The sequence below is a fragment of the Streptomyces akebiae genome, assembly GCF_019599145.1.
GTDB lineage: Bacteria > Actinomycetota > Actinomycetes > Streptomycetales > Streptomycetaceae > Streptomyces > Streptomyces akebiae.
In genome coordinates this window covers 3,788,941-3,807,000 of sequence record NZ_CP080647.1, presented here as the reverse complement: position 1 = coordinate 3,807,000, position 18,060 = coordinate 3,788,941, and the positions used below count along the sequence as shown (strand labels likewise).

The 18,060-nt window shown below is 70.3% G+C and carries 16 protein-coding genes; 13 read left to right on the top strand and 3 right to left on the bottom strand.

Annotated features, from left to right (window positions below):
• Window positions 1–4 precede the first annotated feature (4 nt).
• The 12 genes from K1J60_RS16260 (at window position 5) to K1J60_RS16205 (ending at window position 13,763) form a co-directional block, all read left to right on the top strand.
• Entirely contained in the window at window positions 5–943 is a 939-nt protein-coding gene (locus K1J60_RS16260; protein WP_220646849.1) for an N-acetylneuraminate synthase family protein, read from the top strand.
• A 49-nt stretch (window positions 944–992) separates the two neighbouring features.
• A complete protein-coding gene (locus K1J60_RS16255; protein ID WP_220646848.1) occupies window positions 993–2,099 on the top strand; it encodes a hypothetical protein in 1,107 nt (368 codons plus the stop codon).
• A gap of 473 nt (window positions 2,100–2,572) precedes the next feature.
• Window positions 2,573–3,826, top strand: a complete 1,254-nt coding sequence (locus tag K1J60_RS16250) for an amidohydrolase (protein WP_184904325.1) — start codon at window positions 2,573–2,575, stop codon at window positions 3,824–3,826.
• 310 nt (window positions 3,827–4,136) lie between these two features.
• Window positions 4,137–5,195, top strand: a complete 1,059-nt coding sequence (locus tag K1J60_RS16245) for a BMP family lipoprotein (RefSeq protein WP_220646847.1) — start codon at window positions 4,137–4,139, stop codon at window positions 5,193–5,195.
• Window positions 5,196–5,538: 343 nt separating this feature from the next.
• On the top strand, window positions 5,539–6,591 hold the full coding sequence (locus tag K1J60_RS16240; RefSeq protein ID WP_220646846.1) for a BMP family lipoprotein: 1,053 nt from the start codon (window positions 5,539–5,541) through the stop codon (window positions 6,589–6,591).
• Between the two features lie 284 nt (window positions 6,592–6,875).
• Window positions 6,876–8,486 (top strand): ABC transporter ATP-binding protein, encoded by a 1,611-nt coding sequence (locus tag K1J60_RS16235; RefSeq protein ID WP_220646845.1) that lies wholly within the window; start codon window positions 6,876–6,878, stop codon window positions 8,484–8,486.
• Entirely contained in the window at window positions 8,486–9,622 is a 1,137-nt protein-coding gene (locus K1J60_RS16230) for an ABC transporter permease (protein WP_220646844.1), read from the top strand. The genes K1J60_RS16235 and K1J60_RS16230 overlap by 1 nt, the downstream gene beginning before the upstream one ends.
• Window positions 9,619–10,893 (top strand): ABC transporter permease, encoded by a 1,275-nt coding sequence (locus tag K1J60_RS16225; protein ID WP_220646843.1) that lies wholly within the window; start codon window positions 9,619–9,621, stop codon window positions 10,891–10,893. Before K1J60_RS16230 ends, K1J60_RS16225 begins: the two co-directional genes overlap by 4 nt.
• Entirely contained in the window at window positions 10,890–11,297 is a 408-nt protein-coding gene (locus K1J60_RS16220; protein WP_184904314.1) for a cytidine deaminase, read from the top strand. The genes K1J60_RS16225 and K1J60_RS16220 overlap by 4 nt, the downstream gene beginning before the upstream one ends.
• Before the next feature lie 69 nt (window positions 11,298–11,366).
• Complete coding sequence (locus K1J60_RS16215) at window positions 11,367–12,650, top strand: thymidine phosphorylase (RefSeq protein ID WP_220646842.1); 1,284 nt, start codon at window positions 11,367–11,369, stop codon at window positions 12,648–12,650.
• Between the two features lie 98 nt (window positions 12,651–12,748).
• Window positions 12,749–13,345, top strand: a complete 597-nt coding sequence (locus K1J60_RS16210) for a Uma2 family endonuclease (RefSeq protein ID WP_220646841.1) — start codon at window positions 12,749–12,751, stop codon at window positions 13,343–13,345.
• Between the two features lie 31 nt (window positions 13,346–13,376).
• The gene (locus K1J60_RS16205; protein WP_220646840.1) at window positions 13,377–13,763 is read left to right on the top strand and encodes an STAS domain-containing protein; all 387 of its coding nucleotides are present in this window, start codon (window positions 13,377–13,379) and stop codon (window positions 13,761–13,763) included.
• On the opposite strand, the gene K1J60_RS16200 is transcribed toward K1J60_RS16205, so the two are convergent.
• Window positions 13,656–14,660, bottom strand: coding sequence for a sigma-70 family RNA polymerase sigma factor (locus K1J60_RS16200; protein ID WP_220646839.1), 1,005 nt, complete (start codon window positions 14,658–14,660; stop codon window positions 13,656–13,658). The genes K1J60_RS16205 and K1J60_RS16200 overlap by 108 nt on opposite strands.
• Before the next feature lie 163 nt (window positions 14,661–14,823).
• Window positions 14,824–16,119, bottom strand: a complete 1,296-nt coding sequence (locus K1J60_RS16195; RefSeq protein ID WP_220646838.1) for an MFS transporter — start codon at window positions 16,117–16,119, stop codon at window positions 14,824–14,826.
• A gap of 63 nt (window positions 16,120–16,182) precedes the next feature.
• Between K1J60_RS16195 and K1J60_RS16190 the strand changes: the two genes are divergently transcribed.
• Window positions 16,183–17,154, top strand: coding sequence for a LysR family transcriptional regulator (locus K1J60_RS16190; RefSeq protein WP_398683231.1), 972 nt, complete (start codon window positions 16,183–16,185; stop codon window positions 17,152–17,154).
• 79 nt (window positions 17,155–17,233) lie between these two features.
• Here K1J60_RS16190 and K1J60_RS16185 read toward each other — a convergent pair whose 3' ends face one another.
• Window positions 17,234–18,004 carry a S9 family peptidase gene (locus K1J60_RS16185; RefSeq protein WP_220646837.1) on the bottom strand — a complete coding sequence of 257 codons (771 nt, stop codon included), beginning with the start codon at window positions 18,002–18,004 and terminating at the stop codon, window positions 17,234–17,236.
• Window positions 18,005–18,060: the final 56 nt, after the last annotated feature.

The following is an 18,060-nucleotide window of genomic DNA, read 5'->3' as shown; positions in this document are numbered from 1 at the left end:
CACCATGAGCACCAACTCCCGTCTGCGCACGTTCGGTTCGAAGACCGCCGGCCCGGGTCACCCCGTGTACGTCGTCGGCGAGATCGGCATCAACCACAACGGTGAGCTGGAGAACGCCTTCAAGCTGATCGACGCCGCAGCCGAGGCCGGCTGCGACGCCGTCAAGTTCCAGAAGCGCACCCCCGAGATCTGCACCCCCCGCGACCAGTGGGACATCGAGCGCGACACCCCCTGGGGCCGCATGACCTACATCGACTACCGCCACCGCGTGGAGTTCGGTGAGGACGAGTACCGCCAGATCGACGAGTACTCCAAGGAGAAGGGCATCGACTGGTTCGCCTCCCCGTGGGACACCGAGGCCGTCGCCTTCCTGGAGAAGTTCGACGTCCCCGCCCACAAGGTGGCCTCCGCCTCCCTGACCGACGACGAGCTGCTGCGCGCCCTGCGCGGCACCGGCCGCACGGTCATCCTCTCCACCGGTATGTCGACCCCGAAGCAGATCCGCCACGCGGTCGAGGTCCTCGGCTCCGACAACATCCTGCTCTGCCACGCCACCTCGACGTACCCGGCCAAGGCCGAGGAGCTCAACCTCCGCGTCATCAACACCCTCCAGGCCGAGTACCCGAACGTCCCGATCGGCTACTCCGGCCACGAGACGGGCCTGCAGACCACGCTCGCCGCCGTCGCCCTCGGCGCCACCTTCGTCGAGCGCCACATCACCCTCGACCGCGCCATGTGGGGCTCCGACCAGGCCGCCTCCGTCGAACCCCAGGGCCTCACGCGCCTGGTCCGCGACATCCGCACCATCGAGGCCTCCCTCGGCGACGGCGTCAAGAAGGTCTACGACTCCGAGCTCGGCCCCATGAAGAAGCTGCGCCGTGTCACCGGCGTCGTCGCCGAGGCGGAGATCGCGGTGGCGGCGGGCGAGCCGGTCGGCGTCTGACACCCGACCCCAGTAGATCCGTACTCACGGAAGCGACGGACATACGTCGATGAGCCCCCGCGCCGGAACCGCCGGTCCCCACACTCTCGCCTTCGTCGAGAGCCCGGTACAGCTCCTGAACGTGCTGGAGTGGGCGCACACCCACGCCCTCGGCACTCCCGAGGACCCCGGTGCGGGGCCCTTCGGTTCCGGCGGCGCGGGGCTCACCCTGGTCGTCCTGTCGCCCAACGACCCCATGACCCGTGGCCAGTTGCGCCGGATGGCGGAGCTGGCCCGGGACGAGGGCCACGAGGTGCGCTGGGAGGAGGCGCGCGGCGGCACCGCCGCCCCCTTCCGCACCGTCGGCGGCCTCGCCCCGCTGCTGCGCGCCGCGAGCCGCATCGTCCTGGGCGACCCCTTCTCCCGTTACGTCCAGCTGCTGCTGACCATCACCCGGGCGGCGGACGTGGTCGTCGTCGACGACGGCACCGCCACCATGGAGTTCGTCTCCCAGCTGGCCCGGGGCGAACGCCTCGTGCGCTGGCACCGCAAGGGCGGCCGCCCCGGCCCCCGCGACCTGATCTTCGCCCCGGTCTCCTCCAAGGCCCGCAAACGCCTCACACCGGCCGCCGGCCGACGCGTCGAGGTCTTCTCCTCCATGCCGATCGACGAGACCCCCGAGGGCGTCTTCGTGACCGCCAACGCCTTCGCCTGGACCCGTTCCCGCTTCGGCCCGCCCCGCATCACCAAGGGCGCGGACCTCGTGGGCACCTCCCTCGTGGAGACCGGAGTGGTGGACGGCGACCGCTACCTCGAAGCCGTCCGCTCCCTCGCGAAGGTCCACGGCGCCACCCGCTACTTCGCCCACCGCCGGGAGAGCGCCGAGAAACTCCACGCCCTCGGCGCGGAGACCGGCCTGGAGATCGTCCGCCCCGACCTCCCCCTGGAACTCATCGCCCGCCGCGGCCCCATCGGCCGGACGATCCTGAGCTTCCCGTCGACGGTCGTCCACACCCTGCCCCTGGCCCTGGCCGGGACGGACGTGCGTGTCGCCGTCTGCGACATCGACCCCGGCTGGCTCACCGAGAACGCCTCCCCCCGCGCCCAGGGCTTCCTGTCGGGCGTCACGGGCACGGCCCGGGACGTCCACCGGCTGTCATCGGTGGCCTCCGCCTGAGACGACCGGGCGCGGTCCGGCTGCGCCCGTGATCCCTGTCACCCCCGGCGCGCGTGCACCACCCGGTCGATCCTCTCGTCGCCCGCACCCCCGCGCGTCCCCACAACCGCAGGCCAGCGCACCCGTCCCCCCTCCTCACAGCGGTGTTCCGGCCGAAGTCTCGAACACATGACGTAGCGGACCGGTCGCGCGCTGGTGACGGTTCCGGCGCCGTGGGGCGGCGGATACGTGGTAAGGGTGGAGTGTGGGAATCGTCCGGGCACCCCTGGACGTTTGGACGATGGGATTCGCGGGCAAACCCGGCGCTCCTGTCTCCGAGGGTCACCCGCACCGAAAGGCGGGCGGGTATACCCATCTCTGCCAATACGTATGCGTTGTGCGGCCGGAAAACTTCCCCTTACAGGCTGATTTTTTGTTGATCGAGGGTGAGAAGGTCGCCCGATCGCCCTACCCTTCAGAGGGTGAACCAACTGATGTCCCGAGAGTCCGAGGCCGATCTGCCAGGGGAAGCCGAAGCGTCGCTCCCCGGCACCTTGCCGGAAGCCCTGCGTGCCGAACTCGTCGCGTTCCGCCGCGACTTGCACATGCACCCGGAGCTCGGCAACCAGGAGTTCCGTACGACCGCCGCGATCAAGGCCCGCCTGGAGAAGGCAGGGCTCAGGCCGCGTGTGCTCGAGACCGGGACCGGACTCATCTGCGACATCGGTGACTGGAGCGGCGCCGACCACTCCGCGCTCGCCCTGCGCGCCGACATCGACGCCCTCCCCATCCCGGACACCAAGGTGGACTGCGACTACCGCTCCACCGTCCCGGACCGCGCCCACGCCTGCGGCCACGACGTGCACACCACCGTCGTCCTCGGCGCCGGCCTCGTCCTCGCCGACCTGCACCGCAGGGGAGAGCTGCCCCGCCCCGTCCGGCTGATCTTCCAGCCCGCCGAGGAGGTGCTGCCGGGCGGCGCCGCGGACGTGATCAGGACCGGCTCGCTCGAAGGCGTCGGCCGGATCATCGCCGTCCACTGCGACCCCCGCGTCGACGCGGGCCGCATCGGGCTGCGCCACGGCCCCATCACCTCGGCCTGCGACCGGCTGGAGCTCTCCCTGGACGGTCCGGGCGGCCACACCGCGCGCCCGCACCTCACCACCGACCTCGTCACCGCCGCCGCCCGGGTCGTCACCGACGTGCCCGCGCTGGTCGCCCGCCGCTTCGACGCCCGCGCCGGGCTCGTCGTGACCTGGGGCCGCATCGAGTCGGGCCACGCGCCGAACGTCATCCCGCAGCACGCCGAGCTCTCCGGCACCGTCCGCTGCCTGGACATCAACGCCTGGCGGCAGGCTCCCGACCTGATCCACGAGGCGGTCCAGGAGGTCGCGGTCATGCACCGGGCCAAGCCCGAGATCAACTACATCCGGGGCGTTCCGCCGGTCGTCAACGACCCCGTCGTCACCGAACTGCTCCACGACTCGATGGTGGCCCGCCGCGGCGTCAAGTCCGTCGAGGACACCGAGCAGAGCCTCGGCGGCGAGGACTTCTCCTGGTACCTGGAGCACGTCCCCGGCGCCATGGCCCGCCTCGGTGTCCGCCGTCCGGGCGACCTCACCGTCCGCGACCTCCACCAGGGCGACTTCGACGCCGACGAACACGCCATCACCGTGGGCGTCGAGCTCTTCACCGCCGCCGCCCTCCTGGACGCCCGCATGCGCGTCCTCGACGCGGCGGGCCGGTAACCCCTCCGGGCCCCTCGGCTTGCGCCCCGCCCACCCTCGCGGCAGCCTGGTGCGCGTGTCCGTACGACCCCCGTACGGACCGCGCACCTTCACGCTGGAGTCACCCCCCGTGCACGGATCGCGAGGGGCGGGAAGAGTGCCGTGTCCGACACGTCCCTTTCGATCCCCTGGTTCACGAGGGCGTAACGGCCACCGGCACGAATGGATAACGGCCTGTCGAAACCCCGTTCCCAGGAGGGTCTACGCGCGTTAATGTGCGCCGAACTGAGCACCCGGCTGCGGGGCTTTGGAGAAGATGGGGAACTTCAAGATGCGTCGGATTTCCAAACTGACCCGCGTCGCGGTGGGGGTCGCGTCGCTGGCGCTGGCCGCCACGGCCTGTGGTGGCACGAGCAGCGAGAGCGGCAACGGCGACAGCGAGACCACGAAGGGTGAAAAGGGCCTCGCGATCGCGTACGACATCGGCGGCAAGGGCGACCAGTCCTTCAACGACGCCGCGTACGCGGGCCTGGAGAAGGCTCAGAAAGAGTTCGGTTACCAGACCGAGGACATCGAGCCCACCGAGGGCGAGACGGACGCCGACAAGCAGCAGCGTCTGGAGTCTCTGGCCAAGCAGGGCTACAACCCGGTCATCGGTGTCGGCTTCGCCTACGGCCCCGCCATGGAGGCCGCCGCCAAGGCGTACCCGGACACCGCCTTCGGCATCGTCGACTCGGTCGTCGAGGGCGACAACGTCGCGTCCCTCGTCTTCGCCGAGCAGGAGGCCTCCTACCTCGCCGGTGTCGCGGCCGCCAAGGCCACCAAGTCGAACACCGTGGGCTTCATCGGCGGTGTGGACATCCCGCTCATCCACAAGTTCGAGGCCGGCTACAAGCAGGGCGTCGAGGACACCAGCGGCGGCAAGGTCAAGGTCATCTCGCAGTACCTGACCCAGACGGCCGAGGAGGGCGGCTTCTCCAGCCCCGACAAGGGCAAGGCCGCCGCCGAGGGCCAGATCGAGAAGAACGCGGACGTCCTCTACCAGGCCGCCGGCCTCTCCGGCCAGGGTGTCATCGAGGCCGCCGCCAAGGCCAAGGTCTGGGCGATCGGCGTCGACTCCGACCAGTACAACCAGGAGGCCCTGGCCCCCTACAAGGACTACATCCTCACCTCCGCCCTCAAGGACGTCGGTGGCGCGGTCTACGCCCTCGCCAAGTCCGTCGAGGACGGCAAGCCCCTCACCGGTGTCCAGACCTTCGACCTGAAGGTCGACGGCGTCGGCCTGGCCGACTCCAACCCGAAGATGGCCGAGATCGCCGGCCTCACGGACGCGGTCGCCAAGGCCAAGGAAGAGATCATCGACGGCACGATCAAGGTGAAGACCGAGTAACGGTCCCCCTGGTGCGAGAGTGCTGAGGCGGGGTGGGTGTACACGTACACCCACCCCGCCTCACTTGTGGCCGCTGGTGAGGGCGGCGGACCTCAAGGGGCGCGGGGAACCGCGCGACCAGCCATGACGCACCCGCGGCCGCGACTCGGCCGGAACCACCCCCACCACGCGCCCCCGCAACCCCCGGGCCCCTTGCAACACGGCCCCATAACAACGTGGTCCACCGGTCTTCACCCGGAGGGTCTACGCGCGTTACTCTGCGGCGAAAGCCATATGAGGCGCCGACGCTGTGCAGCACTACTGACCAGTACCCTCCGGCGCTGTACGACAGGAGCACCACACCATGCGCCGGGTTTCCCGCCTCGCGGTCGCAGGCGCAGCGACCGCCTCCCTCGCCCTCACCCTCTCCGCCTGCGGCGGTACGTCGACGGACGCCTCGTCCTCCGCCGACTCCAAGGGCGACCTGGGCCTCGCGATCGCGTACGACGTCGGTGGCAAGGGCGACCAGTCCTTCAACGACGCGGCCTACGCGGGCCTGGAGCAGGCGAAGAAGGAGTTCGGCTACAAGACGCAGGACATCGAGCCCACCGAGGGCGAGACGGACGCCGACAAGGAGCAGCGCCTGGTCTCCCTGGCGAAGCAGGGCTACAACCCGGTCGTCGGCGTCGGTTACGCCTACGCGACGGCCGTCAAGGCCGCCGCGGAGCAGTACCCGGACACCACCTTCGGCATCGTGGACGACTCCACGGTCCAGTTGGACAACGTCGCGGACCTGGTCTTCTCCGAGGAGCAGGCCTCGTACCTCGCCGGTGTCGCGGCCGCCAAGGTCACGAAGACGAACACGGTCGGCTTCGTCGGCGGCGTGGACATCCCGCTGATCCACAAGTTCCAGGCGGGCTTCGAGCAGGGCGTCAAGGACACCAACCCCAAGGCCCAGGTGCTCACCCAGTACCTCACCCAGACGGCCGAGGAGGGCGGCTTCTCCAGCCCCGACAAGGGCAAGACGGCCGCCGAGGGCCAGATCGAGAAGAAGGCCGACGTCATCTACGCGGCGGCCGGTCTCTCCGGTCAGGGCGTGATCGAGGCCGCCGAGGTCGACCAGATCTGGGCGATCGGCGTCGACTCCGACCAGTACAAGCAGGAAGCCCTCGCGAAGTACAAGGACTACATCCTGACCTCGGCGACGAAGGACGTCGCCAAGGCGGTGTACAACCTGGCGAAGTCGGTCGAGGACGGCAAGCCCGCGACCGGTATCGTCAGGGGCGATCTGAAGACCGGCGAGGTCGGCCTCGCCGACTCCAACCCGAAGTTCAAGAGCGACACCGAGCTCCAGGAGGCCATCGCCACGGCCAAGGAGAAGATCATCAGCGGCGAGATCAAGGTCAAGACCAGCTGATCGAGGTCGAGACCGACCGACCCAGCCACACCACGACCAGCCGGGCGACCGAGGGGGATCTCGGACACCACCGAGACCCTCCCGAAGTCGCCGGTAACCGCGGGGTTACGTCCGCTCAACGGGGCACGGGGAGTATCGCTCCCTGTACCCCGTTGTCCCGGTGCGTCGCCGCCCAATTTCGATGCCGTAGGGGCGCTACGCGCGTAGACGACCCCCCTTTCCCAGGAGAGTGCGCCATCAACGCGTCCAGCAGCCCTCCGGCCGACGCGGCGGTCAACGACTCGGTGACCGCCGTCGAACTTGCCGGGATCACCAAGCGATTCCCCGGCGTCGTGGCCAACCACGACATCCACCTCACCGTCCGCAAGGGCACCGTCCACGCCCTCGTCGGGGAGAACGGCGCCGGCAAGTCGACCCTGATGAAGATCCTCTACGGCATGCAGAAGCCGGACGAGGGCACCATCGCGGTCGACGGCGAGCAGGTCTCGTTCTCCTCCCCGGCCGACGCCATCGCGCGCGGCATCGGCATGGTGCACCAGCACTTCATGCTCGCCGACAACCTCACGGTCCTGGAGAACGTGGTCCTCGGCAGCGAGAAGCTCCACGGCATCGGCGCCAAGGCCCGCCGCAAGATCAAGGAGATCTCCGAGCGGTACGGCTTCGGGGTCCGCCCCGACGTCCTGGTCGAGGAGCTGGGTGTCGCCGAGCGCCAGCGCGTGGAGATCCTCAAGGTCCTCTACCGGGGCGCCCGCACCCTGATCCTCGACGAGCCGACCGCCGTCCTGGTGCCCCAGGAGGTCGACTCCCTCTTCGCCAACCTGCGCGAACTCAAGGCGCAGGGCCTCGCGGTCATCTTCATCTCCCACAAGCTGGGCGAGGTGCTGTCCGTCGCCGACGAGATCACCGTCATCCGGCGCGGCACGACCGTCGGCACGGCCGTGCCCGCCCAGACGACCCCGCGCCAGCTCGCCGAGCTGATGGTGGGCAGCGAACTGCCCACCCCCGAGACGGCCGAGTCCACGGTCACCGACCGCCCCGTGCTCACCGTCAAGGACCTCCGCCTGGAGGCCGTCGGCGGCAAGGCCCTGCTCGACGACATCAGCTTCACCATCCACGCGGGCGAGGTCCTGGGCCTGGCCGGCGTCGAGGGCAACGGCCAGACCGAGCTGGTCGACGCCCTGATCGGCCTGAAGTCCGCCGACTCCGGCACGATCTCGCTCGCCGACGAGGAGATCACCACCTGGGCCACCCGCAGGCGCCGCGAGCAGGGCGTCGGCTACATCCCCGAGGACCGCCACCGGCACGGTCTGCTCCTGGAGGCCCCCCTCTGGGAGAACCGTATCCTCGGCCATGTGACCGAGCGGCCCAACGCCAAGGGCGTCTGGCTCGACCCGAAGGCCGCCCAGGAGGACACCCGCCGGATCGTCGCCGAGTACGACGTCCGCACCCCCGGCATCGACGTCACCGCCGCCTCCCTCTCCGGCGGCAACCAGCAGAAGCTGATCGTCGGCCGCGAGATGAGCCACAAGCCGCGCTTCCTGATCGCCGCCCACCCCACCCGTGGTGTGGACGTCGGCGCGCAGGCCCAGATCTGGGACCAGATCCGCGAGGCCCGCCGCGAGGGCCTGGCCGTGCTGCTGATCTCCGCCGACCTGGACGAGCTGATCGGTCTGTCCGACACCCTGCGGGTGATCTACAACGGCAAGCTGGTCGCCGACGCGGACCCGGCCACCATCACCCCCGAGGAGCTGGGCTCGGCCATGACCGGCGCCGTCACCGGCCACCTCGAACACGAAGAGACCCCCGAGACCTCGGGCAAGGCCCCCGAGTCCCCGCAGCCCCCGGCCGACGGTCCGTCGAAGACCCAGGACGCCCCGGAAGACGAGGCCCGCTGATGAAGAAGTTCGACAAGGAGCGTGTGCTCCTCGCGGTGGCCGGACCGGTCCTCGCGCTCGCCGTGGCCTTCGCACTGACCGCGATCGTGCTGCTGGCGTCCGGCAAGAACCCGGTCGAGCCGTTCACGATCATGTTCGAACAGGCCTCGTTCTCCGACATCCAGGTCCGGATCATCAACCAGGCCTCGCTGTACTACATCGCGGCCCTCGCGGTGGCCATCGGCTTCCGGATGAACCTGTTCAACATCGGCGTCGACGGCCAGTACCTCCTCGGTGCCATGATCACCGCGATCGTCGGCGCCCACGTCGACCTGCCCGCGTTCCTCCAGATCCCGCTGCTGATGCTCACCGCGATCTGCACCGGCGCGTTCTGGGCCTCCATCGTCGGTGTCCTCAAGGTCACCCGCGGCGTCAGCGAGGTCGTCTCCTCGATCATGCTGAACGCGATCGCGACCTCCGTCATCGGCTACCTCTGGCTGCCGGACGTCTTCGGCGTCAAGGTCGGCAACAACAACACCACCGGCGAGATGGCCGAGTCGGGCTGGGTGCCCGGCATCGACATGGGCAAGGCCGGCGAGATCTACGGCCTGGTCCTCCTCGCCGTCCTCCTCGGCGTCGGCTACTGGATCGTCATCAACCGCACCCGCTTCGGCTTCGACCTGCGGGCCTCCGGCGCCTCGGAGTCGGCCGCCGCGGCCAGCGGTGTCGACCCCAAGCGCATGATCCTCACCGCCATGCTGATCTCCGGCGGCGTGGCGGGCCTCGCGGGCCTGCCGATCCTGCTCGGCGACACCCACACCTACAGCCTCAACTTCCCCACCGGTATCGGCTTCCTCGGTATCGGCATCGCCCTCCTCGGCCGTAACAGCCCCGTCGGCATCGCCTTCGCCGCCCTGCTGTGGGCCTGGCTCGACAAGGCCTCCCCCGAGCTGGACTTCCACGGCTACGACAAGGAGATCGCGGTCATCATGCAGGGCCTGATCGTGCTCTCGGTCGTCGTCTCCTACGAGACCGTCCGCGAGTGGGGCCTGCGCCGGCAGCAGCGCCGGGTCGGCGCCGAACTCGCCGCCGGGAACGTCCTCGGCGCGGACGCCTCCGACAACAACAACGTCAAGAAGGAGGTGTCGGGCCGATGACCACGAGCACCACCGCGACCGACCTCAACCAGCCCTCACTGGAGCCGACCGCCCCCACCGGGCGCAAGATGTCGCTGCCCGTGCTGCTGCTGGTCATCGCCGGCGTCCTGGCACTCACCTCGATCGTCCGTATCATCACCGGCGCGGACGGCATCACCAACGTCAGCCAGATGTCCACCGCGCTGGAGCTGGCCGTCCCGATCGGCCTCGCCGGCCTCGGCGGTCTGTGGGCCGAGCGCGCGGGCGTCGTCAACATCGGCCTCGAAGGCATGATGATCCTCGGCACCTGGTTCGGTGCCTGGGCCGGCTTCCAGTACGGCCCGTGGACCGGCGTCCTGGTCGGCATCGCCGGCGGCGCGATCGGCGGTCTGCTGCACGCCTTCGTCACCGTCACCTTCAACGTCAACCACATCGTCTCCGGTGTGGCCATCAACATCCTCGCCCTCGGCGCCACCCGCTACCTGGCCCCCCTCGCCTTCGAGGGCCACCAGGGCGGCTCGGCCAAGCAGTCCCCGCCGGTCGAGTCCATCGGTGACTTCACCATCCCGGGACTGTCGGACGCGCTGACCGAACTCAACTCCAAGGGCTGGTTCTTCGTCTCCGACCTCGCCGGCCTGCTCGGCGGTCTGGTCACCAACGTCTCGTGGCTGACCCTCGTCGCCGTCGCACTGATCCCCGCCACCTGGTGGATCCTGTGGCGCAGCGCCTTCGGTCTGCGGCTGCGCTCCTGCGGTGAGAACCCGGTCGCCGCCGAGTCCCTCGGCGTCAACGTCTACAAGTACAAGTACCTCGCCGTGATCATCTCCGGCGGTCTGGCCGGCCTCGGTGGAGCCTTCCTCTCCATCGTCGCCAACCCCTTCTACCTGGAGGGCCAGACCAGCGGCCGCGGCTTCATCGGTCTCGCGGCGATGATCTTCGGCAACTGGATGCCGGGCGGCCTCGCCCTCGGCGCCGGCCTCTTCGGATACACCGACAGCCTCAACCTGCGCGGCGGCTCCGAGAACGTCCACGCCCTCCTGCTCCTCGGTGCCCTCCTGCTGGTCATCGGCGCGATCTGGCAGGCCGTGCGCAAGAAGTACGTCGCCGCCGCGATCACCTTCGTCGTCGGCGCCCTGGTCTTCGCCTGGTACGCGACCACCAACGAGGTCCCGAACCAGGTCGTCGCCGCCACGCCGTACGTCATCACCCTGGTCGTCCTCGCGCTCTCCGCCCAACGGCTGCGGATGCCGAAGGCCGACGGACTGCCGTACCGCAAGGGCCAGGGCAAGTGACCGCCGGCGCACCGGCCGAGGCCGACTGGGACGAGCTGCGCGCGCTCGCGCGGGACGCCATGTCCCACGCGTACGCCCCGTACTCGGGCTACCCGGTGGGCGTGGCCGCCCGTGTCGACGACGGTCGCACGGTCTCCGGCTGCAACGTCGAGAACGCCTCGTACGGCCTCGGCCTGTGCGCCGAGTGCGGACTGGTCTCGGAACTGCAGCGCACGGGCGGCGGCCGGCTGACGCACTTCACCTGCGTCGACGGCAAGGGCGAGATCCTCGTGCCCTGCGGCCGCTGCCGGCAGCTGTTGTACGAGTTCGGTGGCCCCGGCCTCCTGCTGGAGACCCCGGCGGGAATCCTGCCCCTCTCGGAGATGCTGCCCCAGGCCTTCGGCCCGGGCCATCTCACCAAGTAACTCCCGTGCGGCCCCTCCTGACGAACGGTCGGAGGGGCCGCGCACTTCCCAGACTCCGGAAGGACAGCCATGGCCATGGACGCCATCTCAGTCATCCGCACCAAGCGGGACCGCGGCGAACTCAGCGACGAACAGATCGACTGGGTCATCGACGCGTACACCCGCGGCGAGGTCGCCGACTACCAGATGGCCGCCCTCAACATGGCGATCCTCCTCAACGGCATGGACCGCCGCGAGATCGCCCGCTGGACGGCCGCGATGATCGCCTCCGGTGAGCGCATGGACTTCTCGTCCCTGTCCCGCCCCACCGCCGACAAGCACTCCACGGGCGGCGTCGGCGACAAGATCACGCTGCCTCTGGCGCCGCTGGTGGCGGCCTGCGGCGCCGCGGTGCCGCAACTCTCCGGCCGGGGCCTCGGCCACACCGGCGGCACCCTGGACAAGCTGGAGTCCATCCCCGGCTGGCGCGCCCTCCTCTCCAACGAGGAGATGCTGCACGTCCTGGACGAGGTCGGCGCGGTCATCTGCGCGGCGGGCGACGGCCTGGCCCCGGCGGACAAGAAGCTGTACGCGCTGCGCGACGTCACCGGCACGGTCGAGGCGATTCCCCTGATCGCCTCCTCCATCATGTCCAAGAAGATCGCCGAGGGGACCGGCTCGCTGGTCCTGGACGTGAAGGTGGGCACGGGCGCCTTCATGAAGACGCTGGAGGACGCCCGCGAGCTGGCCTCCACGATGGTGGGCCTCGGCACCGACCACGGCGTGAAGACGGTCGCCCTCCTGACGGACATGTCGACCCCCCTGGGCCTGACCGCCGGCAACGCCCTCGAAGTCCGCGAGTCGGTCGAGGTCCTGGCGGGCGGCGGCCCGGCGGACGTCGTGGAACTCACCCTCGCCCTGGCCCGCGAGATGCTCGACGCGGCCGGAGTGAAGGACGCCGACCCGGCGAAGGCGCTGGCCGACGGCTCGGCGATGGACGCCTGGCGCCGCATGATCGCCGCTCAGGGCGGCGACCCGGACGCCCCGCTGCCGACCTCGCGCGAGCAGCACGTGGTGAAGGCGACCGCCTCCGGAGTCCTGACCCGCCTCGACGCCTACGACATCGGCATCGCCGCCTGGCGCCTGGGCGCAGGACGCGCCCGCAAGGAGGACCCGGTCCAGGCCGCCGCCGGCGTCGAACTGCACGCCAAGCCCGGCGACACGGTCACCGAGGGCCAGCCCCTGCTGACCCTGCACACGGACACGCCTGAGCGCTTCGACTACGCCCTGCAGGCAGTGGAGGGCTCGTACGACATCGGGGCGCCGGGCACGGCGTACACGCCGACCCCGATCGTGCTGGACCGCATCGCCTGACCTGCATCTTTCCCATTCGGGTGAACGGGATCGGTGGACCGGCGCCGGTCCCGTTCGGCATGCTGTAGTCGGTGACGCACCGATGGGAGAGAACCGCCATGAGCGCACTCACTGTCGACCACGCGACGGCCAGTGGCCACGAGTGGGACGACCTCGTCCGAATCCGGCAGGAGACGGACGCCCCCGAGGGCTGCAAGGTGGAGATCATCGAGGGGATCGTCACCGTGGCGCCACCGCCGTCCATCGCCCACAACGACATTGCCGACCGCGTGCAGCGTCGCCTCTATCGGGAGATCCCTGAAGACTGGGGGATCTATCAGACGCTGGGCGCGGCCGTACCGTCTCGTGCGGGGCTCTACATTCCTGACCTCGCTGTGGCGCCCAGGGACGCCCTGTACGCCGAAGGAGACGGCAACTACATCCCCGCAGCCGCCGCCGAACTGGTCGTAGAGATCACCTCGAAGTCCAACGCGAGCAACGACCGGATCAAGAAGGCGGCGGGCTACGCACAGGCGGGAGTACCGCTGTACCTGCTCATCGACAGCTGGGCGCCGGGCGGTCCGACGGTGACGCTCTACGGCGAGCCGAAGGGCGACGTCTACCGCGTACTGCGCGCGGGCAAGTTCGGCGACGCGATCGAACTCCCCGAGCCCTTCGCGTTCGCCCTGGATACGAGCGTGTTCCCCACCAAGTAGGTTCGCCGGTACGGGGCGTCCTCAGCCACCGATGAATTGCGTGACCTCGCCCGGTCTACAGATCGTGGACGCGACGACACCCGCCGTACTCGTGCTGCCAGGCCCCGTCACCCGGGACGAGACGCCTCGGCTCTGTGCCGAGGTACGAGCGCGACTGGACAGGACCGGGGGCGGGATCGTGCTGTGCGATGTCGCCGGTATCGGCCCACCCGGCCTGGCCGCCGTCGACGTACTGGCCCGCATGCAGCTCACCGCCCGCCGGGCCGGGGGCCGGATACGGCTGCGGGACCCCGACCCGGCGCTGCGCGCGCTACTGGCCCTGGTCGGGCTTGCCTTCGAGGTGGAGGGGCAGGTCGAAGAGGGGGAACCACCGGGCGGTGTCGAGGAAGCAGTGGAATCCGGCGATCCGGCCCTCTGAGATCTCCAGCGCCTGCACGGCCCACGCGCTGAAGCCGCCCTTCTCCGGGTCCGGCTTGTACTGCGCGAAGCCCGGCAGCCCGTTGACCGCGACCGGGACGAGGTGTGATCCGGCGCAGGGCGCGCCGAGCGTGGTCATGAACCCGGTGATGTCGCCGGTGCCGGTCAGCCACAGGTCGAACGGCGGCATCGTCATGACCGCGTCCTCGTGCAGCAGGGCCGTCAGCGCCGCCATGTCGTACCCCTCGAAGGCGGCCACATAGCGCTCCAGCAGCTTCTGCTGGTCGTCGTCGAGCGGGTCGGAGACATCGGCCGCCGCGATCTGCCCGTCGCTCTCGGCGAGGGTCGCCCGGGCTCGCTGGAGGGCGCTGTTCACCGAGGCGACGGACGTGTCGAGCAGCTCGGCGACCTCGCTGGCCTTCCACGCGAGCACCTCACGCAGGATGAGCACCGCCCGCTGCTTGGACGGCAGCTTCTGCAGCGCCGCGACGAACGCCAGCCGCACGGACTCCTTGGCCACGGCGGCCTCCGCCGGATCGTCGGTGGTCGGCAGCACCCGGGCGTCCGGCACCGGCTCCAGCCAGGTGTTGTCGGGGCGGGGGGAGAGGGCGGCCTGCGCGAGGGGCGTCGAGTCGGTGAGATCCATGGGCCGCGCCCGCTTGTTCCCCGCGGTCAGCATGTCGAGGCAGACGTTCGTGGCGATGCGGTAGAGCCACGAGCGCAGAGAGGATCGCCCCTCGAACTTCTCGTAACTCCGCCAGGCCCTGATCATCGTGTCCTGAACGGCGTCCTCGGCCTCGAAGGACGACCCCAGCATCCGATAGCAGTACCCGGTCAGCTCGACCCGGTGTTTCTCCAGCCGGACGTCCAGTTCCGCCGTCGCCGTACCGTCACTCATGGCCAACCCACCCCTGTGGCTCACTCCGTCGCACGCACCCTTGCGCACCACCTCGGAAGCTACCGCAGCCCACTGACAATGGCCTGGCGAAGAGAAGAAGGGGCAGGTCAGAGAGGTTGTGAGCGCCCCGCGTGCTCTTTCAGGGCGAGCGGTGAGACGGAGCTCAGCGCACCGGCACCGGCGTCCGCCGAGCCGCGCGGGACCCCACCACGGTGATCCCCACCACGCCCAGCACCGCCAGTAGCCCCAGGGCGACCGTGCCGCCCCAGCCGCCGGCGTGGAAGGCCACCGCCCCCAGCGTGCTGCCCGCGCTGGAGCCCGCGTAGTACGCCGACTGGTACAGCGCCGACGCCTGCGCCCGGCCCTCCTTCGCCGTGTGGCTCACCGACGACGACGCGGCGGCGTGTCCCGCGAAGAAGCCGGCGGTGATGAGGACGAGGCCGAGCAGGACCACCGGGAGCGAGTCGGAGAGCGAGACCAGCAGACCGGCCGTCGTCGTGCCGCCCGCCAGGTACAACGTGCCCCGACGCCCCAGCCGCCCCACCAGCGTCCCGGCGGTGGACGCCGACACCGTACCCACCAGGTACACGAGGAAGATCGACCCGATGACCCCCTGCGGCAGGGAGAAGGGCGCGTCGGCCAGCCGGTAACCGATCACCGTGTACACGGCGCCGAAGACCGTCATGAACAGCGCGCCGATCGCGTACAGCCGGCGCAGCAGCGGATCGGCGAGGTGCGCCCGGACCGTACGGCCCAGCACCCGGGGCCGCAGCGACCCGGCGACGAAGTGCTTCGGCGCGGGGAGCAGCAGCCGGAAGGCCACCGCGCACCCGACCGCGATCACCCCGAGCACGCCCAGCGCGACCCGCCAGCCCCACTCCTGGGCGATCCACCCCGTGACGACCCGACCGCTCATGCCACCGACGCTGTTGCCGGCGACGAAGAGACCGATCGCGGTGATGAGCGCCTTGGGCCGCACCTCCTCGGCGAGGTAGGCGGTCGCCGAGGCCGGCACCCCGGCCAGCGCGGCACCCTGCACGGCCCGCAGCACCACCAGCGCCCCCAGCGAGGGCGCGAAGGGGATCAGCAGCCCGACCGTCACCGCGACCGCCAGCGACGCGGTCATCACCGTACGCCGCCCGAACCGCTCCGACAGCGCGCTCATCGGCAGCACGAACAGCGCCAGCGCGCCCGTCGCCGCCGACACCGTCCAACTGGCCGCGCTCGCCGTCGTTCCGAAACCGTCCGAGATCAGCGGCAGCAGTGCCTGCGTGGAGTACAGGAGAGCGAAGGTCGCGACACCCGCGAGGAACAGCGCGAGGCTCATCCGCCGGTAGCCGGGCCCGCCCGGGGCCACACGGGAATCGACGGTGCGGGGGGCGGGGTCGGAGGGCTTGGCGGAGATGACGGCTGATCCGGCGCCCACCCTGGTGGACGCCTCGGTACTCGCGGAAGGCATGCCTCGAAACTACGTACGGCGTCATTCATCCGTCCAATGCATGGAACCCCCATAATCGTTCCCGTGATGCATCAGCAGAGGTCAGAGACCCGGCTGTCACCGTCCGGTGACACAGAAGACATCGAGCACATCGAAGACATCGTCCTGCGCCTGGCCCCCCGCCTCGCCTACTTCGCCGGGGTCGCCCGCACCGAGCACGTCACCCGTGCCGCACAGGAGATGCAGGTCCCGCAGTCGACGCTGTCGCGGGCGATGGTCCGGCTGGAACAGGACCTGGGCGTCGACCTGTTCGCCCGCCGGGGGCGCACGGTCTCCCTCACCCACGCCGGCCGCACCTTCCACGCCTCCGTCGAGCGCGCCCTCACCGAGATCGAACGCGCCGCCGACGAGGTCCGCGCCGACGCCGACGCCGCCACGGGAAAGGTCGCCTTCGGCTTCCTGCACACCATGGGTGCCGAGACGGTGCCCGGCCTCCTCCAGGCCTTCCGTGCCGAGCACCCCCGCGTCCGCTTCAGCCTGGTCCAGAACTACGGCGAGGCCATGCTCGAACGCCTCCGCGCCGGCGAACTCGACCTCTGCCTCACCTCTCCCGTCCCGGACGCCCCCGACCTGGTGGCCCGCCGCCTCGACGAACAGAAGCTCCGCCTCGTCGTCCCCGCCGACCACCGCCTGGCCGCCCGCAAACGCGTCCGCCTCGCCGAGGCCGCCGACGAAACCTTCGTCACCCTCGAACCCGGCTACGGCATGCGCCGCATCACCGACGACCTCTGCAAGGAGGCCGGCTTCAAACCCCGTATCGCCTTCGAGGGGGAGGAGGCGGAGACACTACGGGGCCTGGTGGCGGCGGGCCTCGGCGTGGCTCTCCTCCCGCCCCCGGCCGTCCCCCGGCCGGGAGTGGTGGAACTGACGGTCACGGCCCCGAGAGCGGCCAGGGAAATCGGCGTCGCCTGGCTCGACGGCCACCCGGACACACCCCCGGTGGCGGCCTTCAAGAAGTTCCTGCTCTCCAGAAGAGGACGCCTCCTCCACGACTGACGCAAGCCGCGGCCGGCCCCGCAGGGGCGCACGGAACCGCGCGAGAGGCCCCACCGGGCCGGAGGCCGCGATACGGTCCTCAACCACGCCTCTGGGAGCGAGCCACCCCGAAGCCGGAGGCGAGCGGCATCCGCAATCCCAACGGCGGCGGAGCGGCCAACGCGTCCTCGACGGGCCGCGCGAACGCCCTCCCGAACAGCACCCCCATCACAAAGTCCGAGGCCAACGCATGCACCTCGTCCCGGTACTGCGTCAACCCGTGCCGGTCCGCGTGCACCTCGAAGCGGCAGATGTCGGGGTTGGTCTTCTTCGCCCGCGCCGCGAACCGGAACGACAATTCGGGATCCACCCGCTCGTCGTTGGTCCCGTGCACGATCAGCACCCGCCGCCCGGCCAGCTGTTTCACCGGTTCGGGCGGCGCCGCCACATCCTCCTCGGGCAACCAGGGAGCGATGGCCAGCACGGAGTTGACGGCCTCGTGCCCACCCGCGTGCAGCGCGGCCCGCGCCCCCATGTGGAGCCCGGCGAGACACACCGGGACATCTCCGTAACGCCGGACGACCTCGTCCGTGGCCCACTCGGCGTCCCGCGCCAGCCGCGCCTCCGAGCCGTTCCATCCCCGGTAGCGGTAGTGCACGACATGCGTGGCCAGCCCCTCCGTACGGCCCGCGCGGGCGAGCCGGCGGCCGAGGGCGCGCACGGATGCCGTGGCCATCATGGGGGAGGGTCTGCGGGTGGATGCCTCGTCGCCGGCCGGGAGCAGCAGGACGACCCCGCTGACCGTGCTCGGCTCCGGGCCGATCGTCCGCCCAAGTCGGGGCGTACGTACCGGCATTGCTTGCTGCGCCATGACAGAACAGTGTCAGAAGACATGGTGTACGCCACCCGTCCTGTGGGTCACCGTTG